At 68.6% G+C, this 19028-nt stretch carries 14 protein-coding genes, 1 pseudogene and 1 riboswitch; of the genes and pseudogenes, 7 read left to right on the top strand and 8 right to left on the bottom strand.

The window, feature by feature from the left end:
• Positions 1-49 precede the first annotated feature (49 nt).
• Positions 50-562: pseudogene (locus ACO6VK_RS01905) on the top strand (RibD family protein); the annotation flags it as partial.
• A gap of 87 nt (positions 563-649) precedes the next feature.
• Here the strand turns inward: ACO6VK_RS01905 and ACO6VK_RS01900 are convergent.
• Positions 650-1273 carry an autotransporter outer membrane beta-barrel domain-containing protein gene (locus ACO6VK_RS01900; RefSeq protein WP_422505194.1) on the bottom strand — a complete coding sequence of 208 codons (624 nt, stop codon included), beginning with the start codon at positions 1271-1273 and terminating at the stop codon, positions 650-652.
• Between the two features lie 161 nt (positions 1274-1434).
• Positions 1435-1579, top strand: a riboswitch (FMN riboswitch).
• Between the two features lie 78 nt (positions 1580-1657).
• Here ACO6VK_RS01900 and ACO6VK_RS01895 point away from each other — a divergent pair.
• The 5 genes from ACO6VK_RS01895 (at position 1658) to thiL (ending at position 5540) form a co-directional block, all read left to right on the top strand.
• Entirely contained in the window at positions 1658-2284 is a 627-nt protein-coding gene (locus ACO6VK_RS01895; protein ID WP_422505193.1) for a riboflavin synthase, read from the top strand.
• Positions 2281-3378: a 3,4-dihydroxy-2-butanone-4-phosphate synthase gene (gene ribB, locus ACO6VK_RS01890; protein ID WP_422505192.1), complete on the top strand. Its 1098-nt coding sequence runs from the start codon at positions 2281-2283 to the stop codon at positions 3376-3378. Before ACO6VK_RS01895 ends, ribB begins: the two co-directional genes overlap by 4 nt.
• Positions 3379-3626: 248 nt before the next feature.
• Complete coding sequence (ribH, locus tag ACO6VK_RS01885) at positions 3627-4094, top strand: 6,7-dimethyl-8-ribityllumazine synthase (protein ID WP_422505191.1); 468 nt, start codon at positions 3627-3629, stop codon at positions 4092-4094.
• A complete protein-coding gene (gene nusB, locus ACO6VK_RS01880) occupies positions 4091-4570 on the top strand; it encodes a transcription antitermination factor NusB (RefSeq protein WP_422505190.1) in 480 nt (159 codons plus the stop codon). The genes ribH and nusB overlap by 4 nt, the downstream gene beginning before the upstream one ends.
• 4 nt (positions 4571-4574) lie before the next feature.
• Positions 4575-5540, top strand: coding sequence for a thiamine-phosphate kinase (thiL, locus tag ACO6VK_RS01875; protein WP_422505189.1), 966 nt, complete (start codon positions 4575-4577; stop codon positions 5538-5540).
• Positions 5541-5557: 17 nt separating this feature from the next.
• On the opposite strand, the gene ACO6VK_RS01870 is transcribed toward thiL, so the two are convergent.
• From ACO6VK_RS01870 to ACO6VK_RS01840, 7 genes are all read right to left on the bottom strand, one after another.
• The gene (locus ACO6VK_RS01870) at positions 5558-8011 is read right to left on the bottom strand and encodes an autotransporter outer membrane beta-barrel domain-containing protein (protein ID WP_422505188.1); all 2454 of its coding nucleotides are present in this window, start codon (positions 8009-8011) and stop codon (positions 5558-5560) included.
• 309 nt (positions 8012-8320) lie between these two features.
• The gene (locus ACO6VK_RS01865; RefSeq protein WP_422505187.1) at positions 8321-11131 is read right to left on the bottom strand and encodes an autotransporter outer membrane beta-barrel domain-containing protein; all 2811 of its coding nucleotides are present in this window, start codon (positions 11129-11131) and stop codon (positions 8321-8323) included.
• A gap of 309 nt (positions 11132-11440) precedes the next feature.
• Positions 11441-13864 (bottom strand): autotransporter outer membrane beta-barrel domain-containing protein, encoded by a 2424-nt coding sequence (locus ACO6VK_RS01860; RefSeq protein WP_422505186.1) that lies wholly within the window; start codon positions 13862-13864, stop codon positions 11441-11443.
• A gap of 216 nt (positions 13865-14080) precedes the next feature.
• Positions 14081-15466 carry an FAD-binding oxidoreductase gene (locus ACO6VK_RS01855; RefSeq protein ID WP_422505185.1) on the bottom strand — a complete coding sequence of 462 codons (1386 nt, stop codon included), beginning with the start codon at positions 15464-15466 and terminating at the stop codon, positions 14081-14083.
• Positions 15463-16005, bottom strand: coding sequence for a metal-dependent hydrolase (locus ACO6VK_RS01850; RefSeq protein WP_422505184.1), 543 nt, complete (start codon positions 16003-16005; stop codon positions 15463-15465). The genes ACO6VK_RS01855 and ACO6VK_RS01850 overlap by 4 nt, the downstream gene beginning before the upstream one ends.
• Entirely contained in the window at positions 16005-16373 is a 369-nt protein-coding gene (locus ACO6VK_RS01845) for a YraN family protein (protein WP_422505183.1), read from the bottom strand. The genes ACO6VK_RS01850 and ACO6VK_RS01845 overlap by 1 nt, the downstream gene beginning before the upstream one ends.
• Positions 16374-16380: 7 nt before the next feature.
• Positions 16381-18102 carry a penicillin-binding protein activator gene (locus tag ACO6VK_RS01840; protein ID WP_422505182.1) on the bottom strand — a complete coding sequence of 574 codons (1722 nt, stop codon included), beginning with the start codon at positions 18100-18102 and terminating at the stop codon, positions 16381-16383.
• An 80-nt stretch (positions 18103-18182) separates the two neighbouring features.
• Here ACO6VK_RS01840 and rsmI point away from each other — a divergent pair, with 80 nt between their 5' ends.
• Positions 18183-19004, top strand: a complete 822-nt coding sequence (gene rsmI / locus ACO6VK_RS01835) for a 16S rRNA (cytidine(1402)-2'-O)-methyltransferase (protein ID WP_422505181.1) — start codon at positions 18183-18185, stop codon at positions 19002-19004.
• The last annotated feature ends 24 nt before the right edge of the window (positions 19005-19028 follow it).

Here is a 19028-nt window from a genome sequence, read left to right as displayed (position 1 = left end):
GGGGGTGACTGGTGGGGTTGCCAGGGGGGGTGAAAAGAATGGGATCTAGCGCGCCGGTGCGATCCTGACCGGTGCCGGCACGGTGCTGGCCGACGACCCGATGCTCACCGTGCGGCTGGCCGACGCCGAGGTGCTGCCGCCGCTGCGCGTGGTGCTCGATGCGCGCCTGCGCTCGCTGGAGTGCGCGCGCGTACGTGAGGGCGGGGCACCCACGCTGTACCTGCACGACGCCGTGGTGAGCCCGCCCGACGCCGCCGACGCCGAATTCGCCAGCGTGCCCAGTCACGATGGTCGCCTCGACCTCGCGGCGGTGCTGGCCCTGCTCGCCGACCGCGGCATCAACGAGGTGCATACCGAAGCCGGCGCCACCCTGTCCGGCGCGCTGATGCAGGCCGGCCTGGTCGATGAACTGCTGCTCTACCAGGCGCCCATCCTGCTCGGCGAACACGGGCTGCCGCTGCTGTCCGGGCTGGGCATCCACGCGATGGACCAACAGCGCCGCCTGCGCGTGATCGACCAGCGCGTGCTTGGCAACGACCTGCGCCTGCTGCTGCGGCAGTGAGGGGCGCGGGCGCGCCCGCCGGCAAAAAAAAACGGGCCCCTTTCGGGACCCGTTCGATCATGGCGCGGCACGGAGGCCGCCGCCCGATCAGAAACTTGCGCGCACGCCCACCGAGTACTGGGTGACGTCTTCGTAAGCCTGCACTTCACCGACCAGGCCCCAGGCCTTGGTGAAGTTGACCTGGCCGCCGAGGGTGCCGATCCAGGTGCCGTCCATGTCGCTGCCGTCCAGGTAACCGGCCTTCAGCCAGGCTTCGGTGCGCGGCGAGGGCTTGCCACGCACGCCCATGCTGGCGCGGCCGCCGTTGGTGTGGTCCTTCTCGCGCACGGTGCCGAAGCCGTCGTAGGTCGACTTGGCTTCCACGTTCTGGCGCACCCAGGCGATGTCGGCGGTGAAGTCGACGCGGTCGCTCATCGGCATGTGGTAACCGATACCCAGCTCCGGCTGGTTCAGTTCCAGCTTCAGGCTGCCGTCGGCGTAGCTGTACTTCTTGGAGACCGTGGACCACGCGCCGAAGACATGCACCTGCTCGGCGATCGCGAAGGAGCCGCGGATGTAGCCGCCGTCCACCTTCGGGTCGTTGAGGTAGTCATCGTTGACCTGGATCTGGGTCCAGCCAGCTTCGGCGTAGGTGTAGCTCAGGCCGTCCGCAGCCGAGGCGGCGAACGGGGTGGCAGCCAGCAGGGCGGCCAGAATCAGGGTCTTGCGCATGGGTAGGTCCTCACGGGTGGTGATGTCCGTTTCAGCCGGCGCCTTCTTGGCAGCGGCAGGAGCGACGTCGTGTCGCGCGGCGCGGATATTAACAAGTTTTTTACAGAAAGCGAGCGCTCAGGCTTCGCTGGTACAATGCCCGGGCCGGTTCGCCGGTACACAAACGTCTTCAGGGCGGGGTGCGATTCCCCACCGGCGGTAGGTGCGCAAGCACGAGCCCGCGAGCGCTTCCGGTTCCGCTGGAAGGTCAGCAGATCCGGTCAGATGCCGGAGCCGACGGTATAGTCCGGATGAAAGAAGACGGTGCTACAGGGCCTTTGCCGGCCCTGCGCCCGCCTGTTTGCCTTGCGGCGTTTTTCGCTCACTTTTCGCGGAGAACGTTACTTGTTTACTGGAATCATCGAAGGCGTCGGCCATGTGGCCGCACGCGAAACCCTCGGCGGCGACGTCCGCTTCACCTTCCACGTCGGCAGCCTGCCGTTCGACGCCGTGCAGCTCGGTGAGAGCATCGCCATCAACGGCGTGTGCCTGACCGTGATCGCGTTCGACGCCACCACCTTCAAGGCCGACGCCTCCACCGAAACGCTTGGCCTGACCACGCTCGGCCAGCTCGCCGATGGCGCGGTGATCAACCTCGAACGCGCGATGCGCCCGACCGACCGCCTCGGCGGCCACCTGGTCAGCGGCCATGTCGATGGCCTCGGCCAGGTCCTGTCCATCCACGACGATGCCCGCGCCCAGCGCTGGCGCTTCGCCGCACCGGCCGCCCTGCTGCGGTACATCGCCAGGAAGGGCTCGATCTGCGTGGACGGGGTCAGCCTGACCGTCAACGATGTGGACGACGCCGGCTTCGAGGTCGCGCTGATCCCGCATACCGTCGCCAATACCGCCTTTGCCGCGACCGGCGTGGGCAGTGCGGTCAATCTGGAAATCGACCTGATCGCCCGCTATGTGGAGCGGTTGATCAGCGTGCCGGCCCCGCATGGGCACGCACAGGGAGAGGCCGCATGAACTTCGCCCCCATTCCCGAGATCCTCGAGGACATCCGCCTGGGCCGCATGGTGGTCATCGTCGATGACGAAGACCGCGAGAACGAAGGCGACCTGATCATGGCCGCCGAGCTGGTCAAGCCCTCGGACATCAACTTCATGGTCACCCACGGCCGTGGCCTGGTGTGCCTGCCGCTGACCCGCGAGCGCGCCGCCGACCTGGGCCTGGCGCCGATGGTCCAGGCCAATACCGCGCAGTTCCAGACCAACTTCACGGTGAGCATCGAGGCCGCCGAGGGCGTCACCACCGGCATCTCGGCCTACGACCGCGCCCACACCATCCGCACGGCCGTGAAGCCCGATGCCAAGCCGGCCGACCTGCACCAGCCGGGCCACATCTTCCCGCTGATCGCCCAGCCGGGCGGCGTGCTGACCCGCGCCGGCCACACCGAAGCCGGCGTGGACCTGGCCATGCTGGCCGGGCTGGAACCGGCCGGCGTGCTGGTGGAGATCCTCAACCCGGACGGCAGCATGGCGCGCCGGCCGGAGCTGGAGGTGTTCGCCCGCGAACACGGCCTGAAGATGGGCTCCATCGCCGACCTGATCGCCTACCGCCTGGCCACCGAGAAGACCGTCGAACGCGTCGATGAGCGCCCGATCGACACCGAGTTCGGCCCATTCACCCTGGTCACCTACCGCGACCGGATCGCCCACGACCTGCATTTCGCCCTGGTCCGTGGCCCGGTCGATGCCGAGCCGACCCTGGTCCGGGTGCAGGTGGAGAACCCGCTGGCCGACCTGCTGCACTGGCGTCGCGACGACTTCGGCGTGGCCTCCACCGACGCCCTGCGCGCCATTGCCGCGGCCGACCGTGGCGTGATGGTGGTGCTGTCGGCCCCGCGCGACACCAACAGCCTGCTGGCCCGCCTGCGCCAGCAGCCGGCCCCGATCACCCCGGGCAAGGACAAGGATGTGAGCCAGTGGCGCCGCAACGGTGCCGGCGCGCAGATCCTGTCCGACCTCGGCCTGGGCAAGCTGCGCGTACTGGGCACCCCACGCCGCCAGATCGGCCTGGCCGGTTACGGCCTGGAAGTCGTCGAGACCGTCGCCCCCTGACAGGCCCCGCCGATGGCCCGGCTGACGGCCCGACTGACGGCCCGGCTGACGGCCCGACTGACGGCCACGCTGACGCGCGGCTGACGTCCCGACTGACGGCCACGCTGACGCGCGGCTGACGTCCCCGTAGAGCCGGGCTCTGCCCGGCTGCTTTTCGCGCCATCCAAGACAGCCACGTGAGCCGGGCAGAGCCCGGCTCTACGGGGCCTGTTAGAATATTCATCTATCAAATGGACCCCACGCCGACCATGAGCCACTACGAAGGCGACCTCCGGACTCCGGAAAAGGCCCGTTTCGCCATTCTCGCCAGCCGCTGGAACGCCCGCATCACCGATGTGCTGGTGGCCGGTGCGCGCAAGAGCCTGGCCGGCAACGGCATCGAAGAAGCAGCGATCGACGTGATCCGCGTGCCGGGCGCGTGGGAACTGCCGCTGGTGGCCGCCCGCCTGGCCGCCGCGCATGAACATGCCGCCATCATCGCGCTGGGCTGCGTGATCCGTGGCGATACCCGCCACTACGAACACGTGGCCGACGGCTGCGCCGAAGGCCTGATGCGCGTGCAGCTGGATTTCGGCGTGCCGGTGCTCAATGGCGTGCTGGCGGTCGAACAGGTCGAGGATGCCGATGCCCGCGCGGGCGGCAGCCACGGCAACAAAGGTGAGGAAGCCGCACTGACGGCGTTGGAAATGGTCAATCTTCTGGAGCAGTTGCCGTGAACAAGTCAAACCCGGGCAAGCCCTCCGGAAAGCCCGTCCGCCGTGATGGCATCGACCCCGTGCTGCGTTCGCGCGCGCGCCGTCGTGCCCTGCAGGCGATCTATGCCTGGCAGATTTCCGGCGGCAACGCGCAGTCGGTGATCGCCCAGTTCGCTCACGAACAGGCCCGCGAAATCGCTGACCTGGCGTACTTTGAAGCCCTGGTGCACGGCGTGCTCGACCACCGCAAGGATCTGGACGAGGCGCTGGACCCGTACCTGGACCGTGGCATCGAAGAAGTGGATGCCATCGAACGCGCCGCGCTGCGCGTGGCCGCCTACGAAATGCGCTACCGCCTGGATGTGCCGTACCGCGTGGTGATCAACGAGGCCATCGAATCGGCCAAGCGGTTCGGCTCCGAACACGGCCACACCTACGTCAATGGCGTGCTCGACCGCGCCGCCGTTGAATGGCGCAAGGTCGAAAACGGGGGCTGACCCCGTGTCGCTCGCCGAATTCGCCCTGATCAACCGCATCCGCGTCCGCACCCGCGAGCGCGCGGACGTGGTGCTGGGCATCGGCGACGACGCCGCACTGCTGCAGCCGCGTGCCGGCGAGCAGCTGGTGGTGACCGCCGACACCCTCAACAGCGGCGTGCATTTCCCCGCCGAAACCCCGGCCGGCGACATCGGCTGGAAGACCCTGGCGGTGAACCTCTCCGACCTGGCGTCGATGGGCGCGCGCCCGGCCTGGTGCACGTTGGCGCTGTCGTTGCCCGAGGCCACGACGGAGTGGATCGACGCCTTCGCCGAGGGCTTCTTCGCACTGGCCGACGCACACGACATCGTGCTGATCGGGGGGGATACCACCCGTGGCCCGCTGTCGCTGTCGGTGACCGCGATGGGCCAGGTGCCGGCCGGCACCGCGCTGCGGCGCGATGCGGCGCAGGCCGGTGACGACATCTGGGTGAGCGGCACGCCCGGCGACGCGGCCGGCGCCCTGCGCGCCTGGCAGGCCGGCACGCTCGACGTGCGCCAGCCGCATGCCGACCCCCGATGGGAGGCCCTGCGCCTGCGCCTGGCACGGCCCACCCCGCGCGTGGCCCTGGGCCGCGCGCTGGTCGGGCTGGCGCATGCCGCCGTGGACGTGTCTGACGGGCTGATCGCCGATCTCGGCCACATCTGCGCACGCAGCGGTGTCGGCGCGCAGCTCGATGCCACGGCGCTGCCGTTGTCGGATGCCCTGCGCGGCCTGTTCGCGGACGCGGACGCACGTCAGTGCGCCCTGCGCGGCGGCGACGACTACGAGCTGTGCTTCACCGCGGCCCCCGCGCAGCGCGATGCGCTGGCGGCGCTGGCGCTGCAGCTGCAGCTCCGGCTGACCCGCATTGGCACCATCACCGACGGGCAGGGCGTTGCCTGCGACGGTGACGATGCCGGAACGGGCGGCTACCAGCACTTCCGCTGAGCAGCAGACCGCACGCCTTACCAGGCGTACGACATGCCCAGCTGCGCAGTGGCTTCGCGGTAGCCACTGTCGCCACGCATCAGGCCCAGGCCACCCCAGGCCGAGACGCCCGACCCGAACGCAACCTTGGCACCGGCATTGAGCGCATAGCGGTTGCGCGGCGTGCCGGCGCGCAGTGCTTCGTCATCGAAGGCGATGCCGTTGCTGGCACCGTCGCGGTACCAGTTCACCGCCAGGTACGGGCGCACGGTCGCGCCGACGTCGGACTTGGATTCGCCCTCGATGCGCACGCCGAGCCGGCCGGACAGGCCGTCTTCGCCCAGGCTGCGCACAATGGTGCCGTTGGTCTCGCGATGCAGGTCGGTGCTGGCATCGGTGTAGACCAGCTGCAGCTCCGGCTGCAGGCGCAGCGCCATCGCACCGATGCGACCGATGTCGATCTGGTAACCGGCTTCCAGCGAGGACTGCCACAGGTCGGCATCGTAGCGCTCGGTGTCCAGCCCATCGCCTTGAACGCGGTTGCGGAACTGGCCGCGCTGCACCGACGCATCCAGATACAGCGCATCATTGCTCCAGCTGCCGTACACGCCGGCCGCGCCGCCTTCCACCTTGCCGCGTGCGCTGTACCCGGTGAGGGCGGAGCGCGAGGTCGCCTGCGACTGCGCGGCGGTGAGCATTACACCCACGCGGCCACGGTCGGCATCGAACACGCCGATGTCCGCACCGATCTGCAGGCGCGAGCGGTCCACCTTGAGCTCCAGCTGGTCTTCGACCGCGCCCAGGCGGCTGTGGGTGGAGTCGACTTTGGCCCAAGCGTGAACGCCGTCGTTGCCGGCAGCGTGGTCGCCGTTGCGGTCGCGCCAGGTGTGGCGCAGCAGTTGGGTGAGCGCGAACTGGTTGGCCAGGTAGGCGCCGGTTTCCGGGCGCAGCACCGGGACCGGGTCGACGGGGTCAACGGGGTCCACCGGGTCGATGGGATCAACCGGATCAACAGGGTCCACGGGATCAACCGGTTCGACCGGAAGCGTCGGCTGGCACGCCGGCAGACTCGGGTCGGCATCGCACGGGTCCGGCGGCGGCAGGATCTCCGAGCGCAGGTACCAGTTCCCGTCGGCACCCTTGACCAGGAAGTACTCGTACTGCCCGCCAACGGCGCGGCCGATCAGATCGAACTGCGCGTTGGAGGCGCCGCCGATGTTGATCAGCTCGATGCCCAGATCGGTCTTCGCACCGGCACCGCCGGCGTTGCGCACGCGTACGCCGGCCTGGCCTTCGGCATCGCCGGTGATGACCAGTCTGTCGGTGGCCGAGCTGTCATCGCCGAGCACAGTGTTGAACACCAGCGTGCCGCCATTGCCGAGGAACTCATCCACGGTGAGCGTGTTGAACGTGCTGCCATTGCCGAGCGCCACCGTGCCGGTGGCGTCGAGCTGCAGCCGGCCGACAGTGCTGTCGCCGGTGAGCATCCAGGTGCTGTCGGTGCCGACGGTGGCGGAGGTGACGTTGGTGAAGCGGCCGTCGATGCGGGCCTTGTTGCGCAGGATCACGTTGATGGATCCATTGGTGGCAGTGCTCGTATCGAGCAGCACATTGCCTGCGAGGCGGGAGTCGTCCACCGTGAAATTGACATCGGTGCGGTTGCTGGTTGCCCCAAGATCGCGGCCAACGAGCAGCAGATTGCCATCACCCGCAATCAAACGGGAGTCATTGCCAACGGTAATATCGTATGTGTTGGCTACTGCCGCATTGACGCGGATCGCGGCCCCACGGCCTGACTGCACAGTGGAATCATTGATGTTGAGCGTGAGCCTCTCATCGGGGTTGATGTCGCCCCACATCACCGCACCTATGTTCGATGCATCGATCCGGCTGCCGTTGGCGATGTCCATTCGACCGAACTGCAGTCGCACACCAATGCCGCTGTTGATGTCCCGTGTCGGTGCCGGGGCATCCTCCACGTAGATGGAGGTGGAATCGACCAGCGCGTAAGGATTCCTGGCACCGCTTTCTGTCGCGACTGGCGCCAAACTAAGGCCAACCGCCAGCCCTTGGTTTGGCGCCAGCCCTGCCTTGGTGACCGAAATGACACTGTTGGTCAGGCGCGCGCTGGCCGTGCCCCCGCGAAGAAAGATTCCGCCATGAAAGCGGGTGTTGACCGCATCGAGCGTGGCACTGTCCTCCAACAGGACGGCGGCCGGAGCGTTGGTCGTCACCTCGGCATCGTTGAGGATCACGGCTGAGCTGCCGGAAGCGCTGATCTGGAATGCTCGCCCTCCATTGACGCTGAGTCTGGAGGCATTGAGCAGCGTCCAGGTTTCCGGCGCCTCGCCAGTCACCACCTCGGCCACTTCACCGTCGAGCTGCCGGGCATTCAATTCGCCAGCAGCAAGTGACAGCAACCCCAGCAGCACGGCACAGGCAAGCGGGCGGACCGACGGGCGGCCGGTGGCAGTGGACGTCATCGCGTTCATCGTCTTGATCTCGTGTCAGAAGGAAAAACATGGCTGAGCACTTCAAGCGATAGCCGCGCCCCCGTCAGCGCGCTCCCCAGGATGCCTATTCCTCCTGGGAAGGTGATGGCGCTGTGAAGTCGGTGGGGCCGCACGCGACACAGGGTGTCCAGCGAGGACGCGCAGTGTCGCGGTGATAGGTTGGGCAACCCATGCAAGAAATTGCAGATACGCCGCATCTATGGAGCGCGGCCATCGGGCGTTCAGATGGCCAACGCAGGAACGCCGGGCAGTGCCCGGCGTTCCTGTCTGTACTGCATGCGGCACGACTTACCAGGCGTACGACATGCCCAACTGCGCGCTGGCTTCGCGGTAGCCACTGTCGCCACGCATCAGGCCCAGGCCACCCCAGGCCGAGAAGCCCGACCCGAACGCCACCTTGGCACCGGCATTGAGCGCGTAGCGGTTGCGCGGCGTGCTGGCGCGCAGTGCTTCGTCATCGAAGGCGATGCCGTTGCTGGCACCGTCGCGGTACCAGTTCACCGCCAGGTACGGGCGCACGGTCGCGCCGACGTCGGACTTGGATTCGCCCTCGATGCGCACGCCGAGCCGGCCGGACAGGCCGTCTTCGCCCAGGCTGCGCACAATGGTGCCGTTGGTCTCGCGATGCAGGTCGGTGCTGGCATCGGTGTAGACCAGCTGCAGCTCCGGCTGCAGGCGCAGCGCCATCGCACCGATGCGACCGATGTCGATCTGGTAACCGGCTTCCAGCGAGGACTGCCACAGGTCGGCATCGTAGCGCTCGGTGTCCAGCCCATCGCCTTCGACGCGGTTGCGGAACTGGCCGCGCTGCACCGACGCATCCACGTACAGCGCATCATTGCTCCAGCTGCCGTACACGCCGGCCGCGCCGCCCTCCACCTTGCCGCGTGCGCTGTACCCGGTCAGGGCCGAGCGCGAGGTGGCCTGGGACTGCGCGGCGGTGAGCATCACACCCACGCGGCCGCGGTCGGCGTCGAACACGCCGATGTCCGCACCGATCTGCAGGCGCGAGCGGTCCACCTTGAGCTCCAGCTGGTCTTCGACCGCACCCAGGCGGCTGTGGGTGGAGTCGACCTTGGCCCAAGCGTGAACGCCGTCGTTGCCGGCAGCGTGGTCGCCGTTGCGGTCGCGCCAGGTGTGGCGCAGCAGTTGGGTGAGCGCGAACTGGTTGGCCAGGTAGGCGCCGGTTTCCGGGCGCAGCACCGGGACCGGGTCGATGGGGTCGACGGGGTCCACCGGGTCCACCGGATCCACGGGATCAACCGGGTCGATGGGATCAACCGGATCCACAGGATCAACCGGATCAACCGGTTCGACCGGAAGCGTCGGCTGGCACGCCGGCAGGCTCGGGTCGGCATCGCACGGGTCTGGCGGCGGCAGGATCTCCGAGCGCAGGTACCAGTTCCCATCGGCACCCTTGACCAGGAAGTACTCGTACTGCCCGCCGACGGCGCGGCCGATCAGGTCGAACTGCGCGTTGGACGCACCGCCGATGTTGATCAGCTCGATGCCCAGGTCGGTCTTCGCGCCGGCACCGCCGGCGTTGCGCACGCGTACGCCGGCCTGGCCTTCGGCATCGCCAGTGATGACCAGCCTGTCGGTGGCCGAGCTGTCATCGCCGAGCACGGTGTTGAACAGCAACGTGCCGCCGTTGCCGAGGAACTCGTCCACGGTGAGCGTGTTGAAGGTGGTGCCGTCACCAAGCTCGAGGATGGTCGCGCCGCGCATCGCCAAATGACCAACCCTGCTGTCGCCGGTCATTCGCCAGCGGGCATTGGTGAGCTGGAAATCATCGATGTTGTTGGCTGCTCCGACCAAGACACTGTTGTTCTCAAGCAGCACTGATACATTTGTCGGCTCGTGGGCAACCAGGTCCCCGATCAGATGGGACTCGGAGGCCGTCAGTGCAACGGTGCCACCACCAGCAGCATTCAGCGCAACCGCACCCGTGACGCGCGAGCCGCGGCTCAGATCGATGAATGCTGTGTGTCCTGCGTTGGTGCCTGCATTGAGGCCCGCCCCTGTTCCAGCACCGACTGCCGAACCGTCCAGTTTCAGGTTGCTGTCGGCCGAGGCTGCGTGCACTGCGATCCCTGTGCCAGCGCCGGACAGCACCGATCCGCGCACCGTTGCGGTCGTGTTGTTGATCTGAAGGGCACTGCTCTTGGAGGATGTGCCGCCAACAAGGGTCGAGTTGGAGATCTCCAGCGTTGTGCCATCGCCCACCCAGGCTGCTAGTTTCCCCGAGGTAATGGCGCTGTCGGACAGCCGGACGATGCCGCCGGCACCACTTCCGGTCCCGAACCCTATAATAAGCCCGAACCCCTCGCTGTTGATCGTGGTACGACGCAGCTGGGCCTCGCCAGCGCGGACTTCAATGCCTATGTCAGAGGATGTCACGCGCAGATCTTCGGCGGACACGTGGCCGCCAATCTGCAGAATGCCTTGCACATTGCCTCCCGCACCCTTGGCGATCACGTCTACGTTTCGCAGTTCCAAGGTGCCACCGTGGTTCGAGAAAGCGCGGGTTGCCACTGTGATCTTGCTGTCGGCCACGTCCATATGCGTATCAGGACCGTCCTGGCGAAAGCCAATGTAGTCCGACTCAATCGTCATCTGGTGCATGGAGAGGCTGCTGCCGGACAGAAGGCTGCCTGCACTCGGATTATTCCCTTCGGTTGCGATGATGCTGCTGTTTGCCAGCACGGCCCTGGAGGCTTCGCGGAGCCTGACGGAGCCGGTGATGCTGGCGCCCTCGGCGTTCAGCGTTGCGCCTCGTGCGACCACAGCTCTACTGGTGGCTCCGGGCGCCAAGGTAAGGGTAGCCCCAGCGCCAACGCTCCAGATCTTAGTAGCGTCGCCTTCGTAGACCGTATGTGAGGTGCCTGGTGCAACCGTGCCGGCCAATGCCGCCGTTGGCGACAGAGAGATGGCCAGAAGAATGGGCAGCAACTCCAGCGCAAGCGGACGCAGCCGCGGGTGGGCGTGAGGCAGGTGCGACCCCAGGAGTGAGCGCACGTCTGCATCCGCAGGGACCACGGCACAGGCAAGCGGGCGGACCGACGGGCGGCCGGTGGCAGTGGACGTCATCGCGTTCATCGTCTTGATCTCGTGTCAGAAGGAAAAACATGGCTGAGCACTTCAAGCGATAGCCGCGCCCCCGTCAGCGCGCTCCCCAGGATGCCTATTCCTCCTGGGAAGGTGATGGCGCTGTGAAGTCGGTGGGGCCGCACGCGACACAGGGTGTCCAGCGAGGACGCGCAGTGTCGCGGTGATAGGTTGGGCAACCCATGCAAGAAATTGCAGATACGCCGCATCTATGGAGCGCGGCCATCGGGCGTTCAGATGGCCAACGCAGGAACGCCGGGCAGTGCCCGGCGTTCCTGTCTGTACTGCATGCGGCACGACTTACCAGGCGTACGACATTCCCAGCTGCGCGCTGGCTTCGCGGTAGCCACTGTCGCCACGCATCAGGCCCAGGCCACCCCAGGCCGAGACGCCCGACCCGAACGCCACCTTGGCACCGGCATTGAGCGCGTAGCGGTTGCGCGGCGTGCTGGCGCGCAGTGCTTCGTCATCGAAGGCGATGCCGTTGCTGGCACCATCGCGGTACCAGTTCACCGCAACGTACGGGCGCACGGTCGCGCCGACGTCGGGCTTGGATTCGCCCTCGATGCGCACGCCGAGCCGGCCGGACAGGCCGTCTTCGCCGAGGCTGCGCACAATGGTGCCGTTGGTCTCGCGATGCCGGTCGGTGGATGCATCGGTATAGACCAGCTGCAGCTCCGGCTGCAGGCGCAGCGCCATCGCACCGATGCGACCGATGTCGATCTGGTAACCGGCTTCCAGCGAGGACTGCCACAGGTCGGCATCGTAGCGCTCGGTGTCCAGGCCATCGCCTTGAACGCGGTTGCGGAACTGGCCGCGCTGCACCGAGGCATCCAGGTACAGGGCGTCATTGCTCCAGCTGCCGTACACGCCGGCCGCGCCGCCCTCCACCTTGCCGCGTGCGCTGTACCCGGTGACGTCCGAGCGCGAGGTCGCCTGCGACTGCGCGGCAGTGAGCATCACACCCACGCGGCCACGGTCGGCGTCGAACACGCCGATGTCCGCACCGATCTGCAGGCGCGAGCGGTCCACCTTGAGCTCCAGCTGGTCTTCGACCGCGCCCAGGCGGCTGTGTGTGGAGTCGACCGTGGCCCAGGCATGCACGCCGTCGTTGCCGGCGGCGTGGTCGCCGTTGCGGTCGCGCCAGGTGTGGCGCAGCAGCTGGGTGAGGGCGAACTGGTTGGCCAGGTAGGCGCCGGTTTCCGGGCGCAGCACCGGGACCGGGTCAACCGGATCAACCGGGTCAACCGGATCAACCGGGTCAACCGGATCAACCGGATCAACCGGCTTGCATTCCGGCAGGCTCGGATCGGCCTCGCACGGATCGGTCGGCGACGGGAGTTCCGAGCGCAGGTACCAGTGACCATCGATGCCCTTGACCAGGAAGTACTCGTACTGCCCGCCGACGGCGCGGCCGATCAGGTCGAACTGCGCGTTGGAGGCGCCGCCGATGTTGATCAGCTCGATGCCCAGATCGGTCTTCGCGCCGGCACCGCCGGCGTTGAGGACGCGCACGCCGGCCTGGCCTTCGGCATCGCCGGCAATCAGCAGCTTGTCCGTCGCCGAGGTGTCATCGCCCAGCACCGTATTGAACAGCAGCGTGCCGCCAGCACCGGTGAAACTGTCCACGCTGAGGGTATTGAAGGTGCTGCCGTCGCCCAGTGCAACGGTGCCGGAGGCGCCCAGCTGGAGGTGACCCACAGTGCTGTCGCCGGTGAGCCGCCAGGTGCTGTCGGTGTCGATGTCGGCGCGGGTGACGTTGATGAAGCGGCCATCGATGCGTGCCTTGTTGCGCAGCGTGACATCCAGCGTGCCGTTCATGGTGCGGGTATCGAAGGTGACATTACCGTTCAGGCGCGCATCGTCGATGGTGAAGTCCACGTCCATGCGACCCGTGTCCACGCTTCCGTCGCGCGTCTGCATCAGCAGGAGGTTGCCGTCGCCGGCGATGAGCTGCGCGCCGTTGGCGACCACGATCTCGGCCTGGTTGTTGTGTCCGTGGCTGGATGCCACACTGATCGCCGCGCCACGGCCGGACTGCACCGTGGCGTTGTCGATCCGCAGACGCAGCGGGTTTGCGGCTTCTCTCGAGGCAAAGAGCTGCACGCCGATGTTGTCCGCGTCGATCAGCGCGCCGTTGACGATGTCGACCTGGCCGGCCGTCATCCGCACACCGAGCCCACTGTTGATTCCGCCAAAGGAGTCTTCGACACGAACACGGGTCGAGTCCAGGATGACGCGGGCGCCCTCACTCGGGTCGAGATGGGTGATATCCACACCGACGCTGAGGGCGTCGGGATTCATGCCGTCGGCACGGGTTACCAGAATGGCGCTGTCAACCAAATGTGCCGAGCTGTTTTCGGTCAGGTGCACGCTTCCGCCGCGGAACGTGGTCGACGTGGCGTCCAGCCTGGCGGTGTCGCGCAACATCACCGCGTCCTGCGTGCCGTTGTTCGCCCGGACGACGGCACCTCGTATCTCCACGAGCGAATCCTGTGAGGCGTCAATGGAGCGCGTACCCGCTCCATTGACCACAAGGTGCGCGCCGTTCAGCAGGGTCCAGTTGCGGACGCTGCTGCTCGGGTTCAGCACCAGCTTTCCGCCATCGAGCACCTCGGCCATCGCGCTGCCGACCGGAAGAACGGCCAATGCCAGCAGCAGGCCCTTGGCCAAGGGGCGCAGGACGGGAGGCGCGGAATACGTGGTCTGGGAAGAACGGGTCATTGTCGTCGGTCCAAGGGAGAGAAAAGGGAGGACACGTCGCGATCGGGTTTGAAGCGGTCGTGACGCGTCATGCCCGCTGCTGTGGAAGCGGCAGGGGCGGGATCGGCGGCAAGAATGCGGGGGGCACGCGTCATTCCCCATGCAATAAATTGCATAGGGGGTCACAATTCGATGCGGAGACGGCGGCTGTTCAGCCTGCCGGAAAGGCGCTCGCCGCTATACCGGCGGCAGGACCTTGCCCGGGTTTAGGATCCCGTCCGGATCCAGCGCGTGCTTGATGGAACGCATCGCCGCCAGCGTGGCGGGGGTGAAGGCCTGGGCCATGAAGTCGCGCTTGGCCAGGCCGATGCCGTGCTCGCCGGACAGCGTGCCGCCCAGGGCGAGGGTCAGCGCGAAGATCTTCGGCAGCGCGGCGTGCGCGCGTGCGTTCTCGTCGGCGTCGTCGGGGTGGTACAGGATGTTGACGTGCAGGTTGCCGTTGCCGGCGTGACCGAAGGTGACGATGGTCAGTGTGTGTTCCTGTGCCAGTGCCTGCACGCCGGCCACCAGGTCGGGGATGCGCGACACCGGCACCACCACGTCTTCGTTGATCTTGCCCGGGGCGATGCTGCGCAGCGCCGGCGACAGCGCCTTGCGCGCCGCCCAGAGCGCCTCGCGGGCGCTGCCTTCCATCGCCACGTCCAGCGCGAGCAGACCGTCGCCTTCGGCGGCGGTGGCCAGCGCCTGCAGCAGGTAGGGGAGGGTGTCGTGATCGCCGTCGGCCTCGACCAGCAGCATCGCGCCGGCCTCGGGCACCACGGCACCATTGCGACGCAGCAGCTCCAGGCTGCGCGCATCCATGAATTCCAGGCGCGTGGGCACCACCGGCTGCGCCATCAGGCGCGACACCGCCGCAGCCGCCGCATTGGCGTCGCGATACAGCACGCGCAGCCCGGCCTGGGCGACCGGCAGCGGGGTCAGCTTGAGCGTGGCTTCCACGATCAATGCCAGCGTGCCTTCGCTGCCCACCAGCAGATGGGTCAGGTCGTAGCCGGTGGCATCCTTGGTGTACGCGCCCCCGCACTGGATCACCTCGCCGGCACCGGTCACTGCCACCAGGCCGAGCACGTTGTCGCGGCTGGTGCCGTACTTCACCGCGCGCGGGCCGCCGGCATTGCAGGCGAGGTTGCCGCCGATGCTGCAGATGTCCGCGCTGGACGGGTCCGGTGCCCAGAACAGGCCATGCGGCACCAGCGCGTGCTGCAGGTCACCGTTGAGCACGCCCGGCTCGACCACCGCGCAGCGGTTGCCTGGCTGGATGTCGAGGATGCGGTTCATGCGTGCGAACGAGAGCACGATGCTGCCGTTCACCGGCACCGCCGCGCCGGTGGTGCCGGTGCCGGCGCCGCGCGCGACCAGCGCGATGCCATGCGCGCGGCACGCACGCACCAGGGCCACCACCTGGTCGCGGTCGCGCGGGAAGGCCACACCGGCCGGCAGCGTGTGCCGCCACGAGTTGTCCTGTGCGTGCGCCTGCAGCGCGCTGTCGTCGGTACGCCAACCGTCATCGCCGAGCAGGGCGTGCAGGGTGGCGGCGAAGGCGGCGGGCAGGGCGGTGGTCATGGGGTGTTCCGGGACGAGGCGGGGGCGGATTGGATCAGCTTCCAGCCGATCACGGCGGCGCAGAGCGGCAGCCACACCCAGCGCAGCTCGGAGAGCAGCGTGGTGATGCCGCGTGCGTTGAAGAACTGGCCGGCGAACGGGGAGACGCGGATCGGCCGCCACGGCGCGAACAGGCGTTCGCCGCTCCACGGCCACCACAGCGCCACGCCCAGGCCGCCGGAGGTAAACGCATCCAGCAGCGGGTGCGACAGCGCACTGATGCCGACGAACGCGGCGGCCTGCACGGCCGTGGCGCGCAGGCGCCGGTGCAGCAGCGCCGCCAATGCGGCCAGCAGCGCGGCGAACAGCAATGAGTGGCTCGCGCCGCGGTGGCCGAAACTGTCGGCGTAGGGAATGTGCAGCGCGAACGCCAGCACGTCCGCATCCGGCAGCATCGCCGCCACCACGCCGGCGGCCAGCAGCGGCGTGGCGATGCGGCCGCGGTCGGCCGCGCACCACAGCGCCAGCGGAATGGCGGCATGGGTAAGAATGGTGGGCATCAGCAGTCCTCCAGCCGGAACGCATCACGCAGCCAGCGCAGCTGCGGTGGGTCGCCGGCGGCCTCGACCACGTCGAAGCGGCAGGGCAGGTTGGCCAGCGCCGGATGCGCCAGCAGGAACAGCTGCGCGGCCAGCACCAGTTTGCGGCGCTTGCGCAGGTCCACCGAGACGGCGCCGCCGCCGAACGCGGCCGACGCGCGGTAACGCACTTCCACGAACACCGTGGTGTCACCGTCGCGCATCACCAGGTCCAGCTCGCCACCGCGATAGCGCGCGTTGGCGGCCAGCGGCTGCAGGCCGGCGCGGCGCAGATGCGCCAGCGCCGCCGCTTCCACCGCCGCGCCGCGCTGCGCGCGTCCGGTGGCCATGCCGGGCTTAGTTGGCCGACGCGATCGGCGTCGGCCGACCGCCGCTGAAGGTCGACCACACCGGCACGCGCAGCACGTTGCCGTTGCTGTCCAGGAACAGCGTGCCGGTGGCGCCGGCCAGCGCGCCCTCGGTGGCGATCTTGTCCAGGTAGGCGCTGATCTTCCAGGCGTCAAAACCGAAGGCGAACAGGCGGCCGGAGGCGCCGCGTGCCGAGGGCAGGATCTGCCCGGCGGTGGAGGCGGCCGGCAGGCCGGCCACGCCGCGCACGTTCCAGGCTTCGTTCGGGTAGATGATGCCGTCCAGCGCCATGTCTTCCTCGGGCTTGCCGCTGCCCAGGGTCAACTGCGAGGTGCCCACGCGGCTGGCCCCGCCGGCACCGGCCAGCGCCAGCTGTGGCGCCAGCGTGCGGGCCTGCGGCGCCTTCACCGCCAGGAACACGCCATCCACGCTGCCTGCGGCGCGCAGCTGCGCGCCGACATCGCCCACCGTGTCGTTGACGCCGACGGTGGCTGCCACCTGGCCGCCACGCTGGGTGAAGCGCTCACGGAACGCGGCGGCCGCGCGGCGGCCGGTCTCGTCGTTGCTGTGCACCACGAGCACCTTGCTGCGCTCGCGGCCGCGCAGGTACTCGGCGGCGATGATGCCGTCGTCTTCGGGAGCCATCGAGAAGCCGGCGCTGCCGGCCGGCGGGCTGCCCTTGCCGCGGTTCAGCGCCAGCACCGGCACCGGCAGCTGGGCGCGGCCGAACACCGCATCGACCTCATCGCGGCCGAGCGGCCCGACGATGAAGTCGGCGCCCGCGCCCACGGCCTTGTCGTAGGCGGCCACGGCACCGGCGGCAGTGCCGGCGGTATCGATGAACTGGATGTCCGGGCGGCGGCGCGACTCACCGTAGTACCCGCTGAGCAGGCCATCGCGGACCGGCTGTGCGGCGGTCGCCAGGCGACCGCTGAGCGGCAGCAGCACGGCCATCTTCACCGGCGGGCGGTAGCCATCGGACATCGCCGGCGGGCGCTTGCTGGTGTCGAACTGGCTGGCGCCATCGCGGTCGAACGGGCGCGGCAGCGGCAGGCCACGTGCGATCAGCGCACGGCCGGCGAAGTTGTACAGCGGCTCGTTGGCCGGCAGCGCGGCGGCCTTGGCGCGCAGCGTGGCATCGTCCAGGGTGCCGAGCAGGCTGGCGATGGCCTGCTGGTTGTCGCTGCGTGCCTTGCCGGTCAGCGCGGCATGCGCGCGGGCGCGCTCCAGCGCGGCGCCGAGGGTGTCGCCGGTGGCCTGCAGCGCATTGGCGCGGGCCAGCTGCCAGCGCGTGCGCAGCGACGGGGTCACTGCGTCGGAGGATTCCTTCAGTGCGGCCAGCGCCTGTGCCGGCTGCTTGTCGGCCAGCGCCAGCTCGGCACTGGTGAGCTGGTAGCGGTGCAGGCTGGCACCGGTGAGCTGGCGCGGCTGCACCTGGCTCAGCAGGCTGCGGGCGCGGGTGGCGTCGCCGGCTTCATGCCAGGCGAAGGCGGCATCGGCCAGTGCGGCGCTGCGGGCACTGCCGCGCAGGGTGTTGGCCAGCGCTTCGAGCTGCACGGCGGCATCGCGCGGCTTGCCCTGCTCGATCAGTGCCAGCGCCTGGCTCTGCGCCGGGGATTCGGGGGCACTGGTGAGGCTGGTCGTGGCGCAGCCGGCGAGCAGCAGCAGCGACAACGAAAGGGCAGAGATCCGTGCGACGGGCTTGTTCATGATCAGGTCCATTCGATGGGGGCAGCGGCCGTGGCCGGGGAACGGTACGATTCTACCCTTGACCCATGAGTGCCGTTGCGATGAGTGCTGTCCCCACGCTGTATGTCGTTGCCACCCCGATCGGAAACCTCGCCGACCTGACGCCGCGCGCGCAGGAGGTGCTGCGCTCGGTGGCCGCGATCTGCGCCGAGGACACCCGCCGCAGCGGCCAGCTGCTGGCCCACTTCGGCATCCAGCAGCCGCTGGTGGCGCTGCACGACCACAATGAAGAAGCGTTGTCGCAGCGGATCGTGGCGCGGCTGCAGGCCGGCGAGTCGCTGGCGCTGGTCAGCGATGCCGGCACGCCGCTGGTGAGCGATCCGGGCTACCGCCTGGTCCGTGCGGCGCGCGAAGCGGGCATCCGGGTCAGCCCGGTGCCGGGCGCGTGCGCGGCGATCGCGGCCTTGAGCGTGGCCGGCCTGCCCAGCGACCGCTTTACCTTCGAAGGCTTCCTGCCGGCCAAGGGCGCGGGCCGCCGTGAGCGGTTGAATGGGCTGGCGGGCGAAACCCGCACGCTGGTGTTCTACGAATCCTCGCACCGCATCGCCGAATCGCTGGCCGACATGGTGGCCGCGTTCGGTGCCGAGCGCCCGGCGGTGGTCGCGCGCGAACTGACCAAGCTGTTCGAAACGGTGCTCGACGGCACCCTGGCCTCGCTGCTGCAGCAGGTGGAAGCGGACGACAACCAGCGCAAGGGCGAGTTCGTGGTGATGGTGCAGGGCGCCGCCGACGACGAGCAGGCCCAGCTCGCGGCGGGCCGCCGCATGTACGCCAAGCTCAGCGAGCACCTGCCGCCTTCGACCGCCGCCAAGCTGGCGGCGGAACTGACCGGCGCGCCGCGAAAGGCGCTGTACGGCAGTTGAGCTGCCGGCCGGTGGGCAAACGCG

It is taken from the genome of Stenotrophomonas sp. GZD-301, from assembly GCF_049310345.1.
Classification (GTDB): Bacteria; Pseudomonadota; Gammaproteobacteria; order Xanthomonadales; family Xanthomonadaceae; genus Stenotrophomonas.
This window is presented reverse-complemented; position numbering and strand designations above follow the sequence as displayed.

Excerpts from the sequence above, each read along its gene's own strand:
- ribH (WP_422505191.1), top strand. The coding sequence starts at position 3,627 with ATGAGCCACTACGAAGGCGACCTCCGGACTCCGGAAAAGGCCCGTTTC.
- ACO6VK_RS01855 (WP_422505185.1), bottom strand. The coding sequence starts at position 15,466 with ATGACCACCGCCCTGCCCGCCGCCTTCGCCGCCACCCTGCACGCCCTG.
- rsmI (WP_422505181.1), top strand. The coding sequence starts at position 18,183 with ATGAGTGCTGTCCCCACGCTGTATGTCGTTGCCACCCCGATCGGAAAC.
- ACO6VK_RS01840 (WP_422505182.1), bottom strand. The coding sequence starts at position 18,102 with ATGAACAAGCCCGTCGCACGGATCTCTGCCCTTTCGTTGTCGCTGCTG.
- ACO6VK_RS01860 (WP_422505186.1), bottom strand. The coding sequence starts at position 13,864 with ATGACCCGTTCTTCCCAGACCACGTATTCCGCGCCTCCCGTCCTGCGC.
- ACO6VK_RS01845 (WP_422505183.1), bottom strand. The coding sequence starts at position 16,373 with ATGGCCACCGGACGCGCGCAGCGCGGCGCGGCGGTGGAAGCGGCGGCG.
- ribB (WP_422505192.1), top strand. The coding sequence starts at position 2,281 with ATGAACTTCGCCCCCATTCCCGAGATCCTCGAGGACATCCGCCTGGGC.
- ACO6VK_RS01870 (WP_422505188.1), bottom strand. The coding sequence starts at position 8,011 with ATGAACGCGATGACGTCCACTGCCACCGGCCGCCCGTCGGTCCGCCCG.
- ACO6VK_RS01900 (WP_422505194.1), bottom strand. The coding sequence starts at position 1,273 with ATGCGCAAGACCCTGATTCTGGCCGCCCTGCTGGCTGCCACCCCGTTC.
- ACO6VK_RS01865 (WP_422505187.1), bottom strand. The coding sequence starts at position 11,131 with ATGAACGCGATGACGTCCACTGCCACCGGCCGCCCGTCGGTCCGCCCG.
- ACO6VK_RS01850 (WP_422505184.1), bottom strand. The coding sequence starts at position 16,005 with ATGCCCACCATTCTTACCCATGCCGCCATTCCGCTGGCGCTGTGGTGC.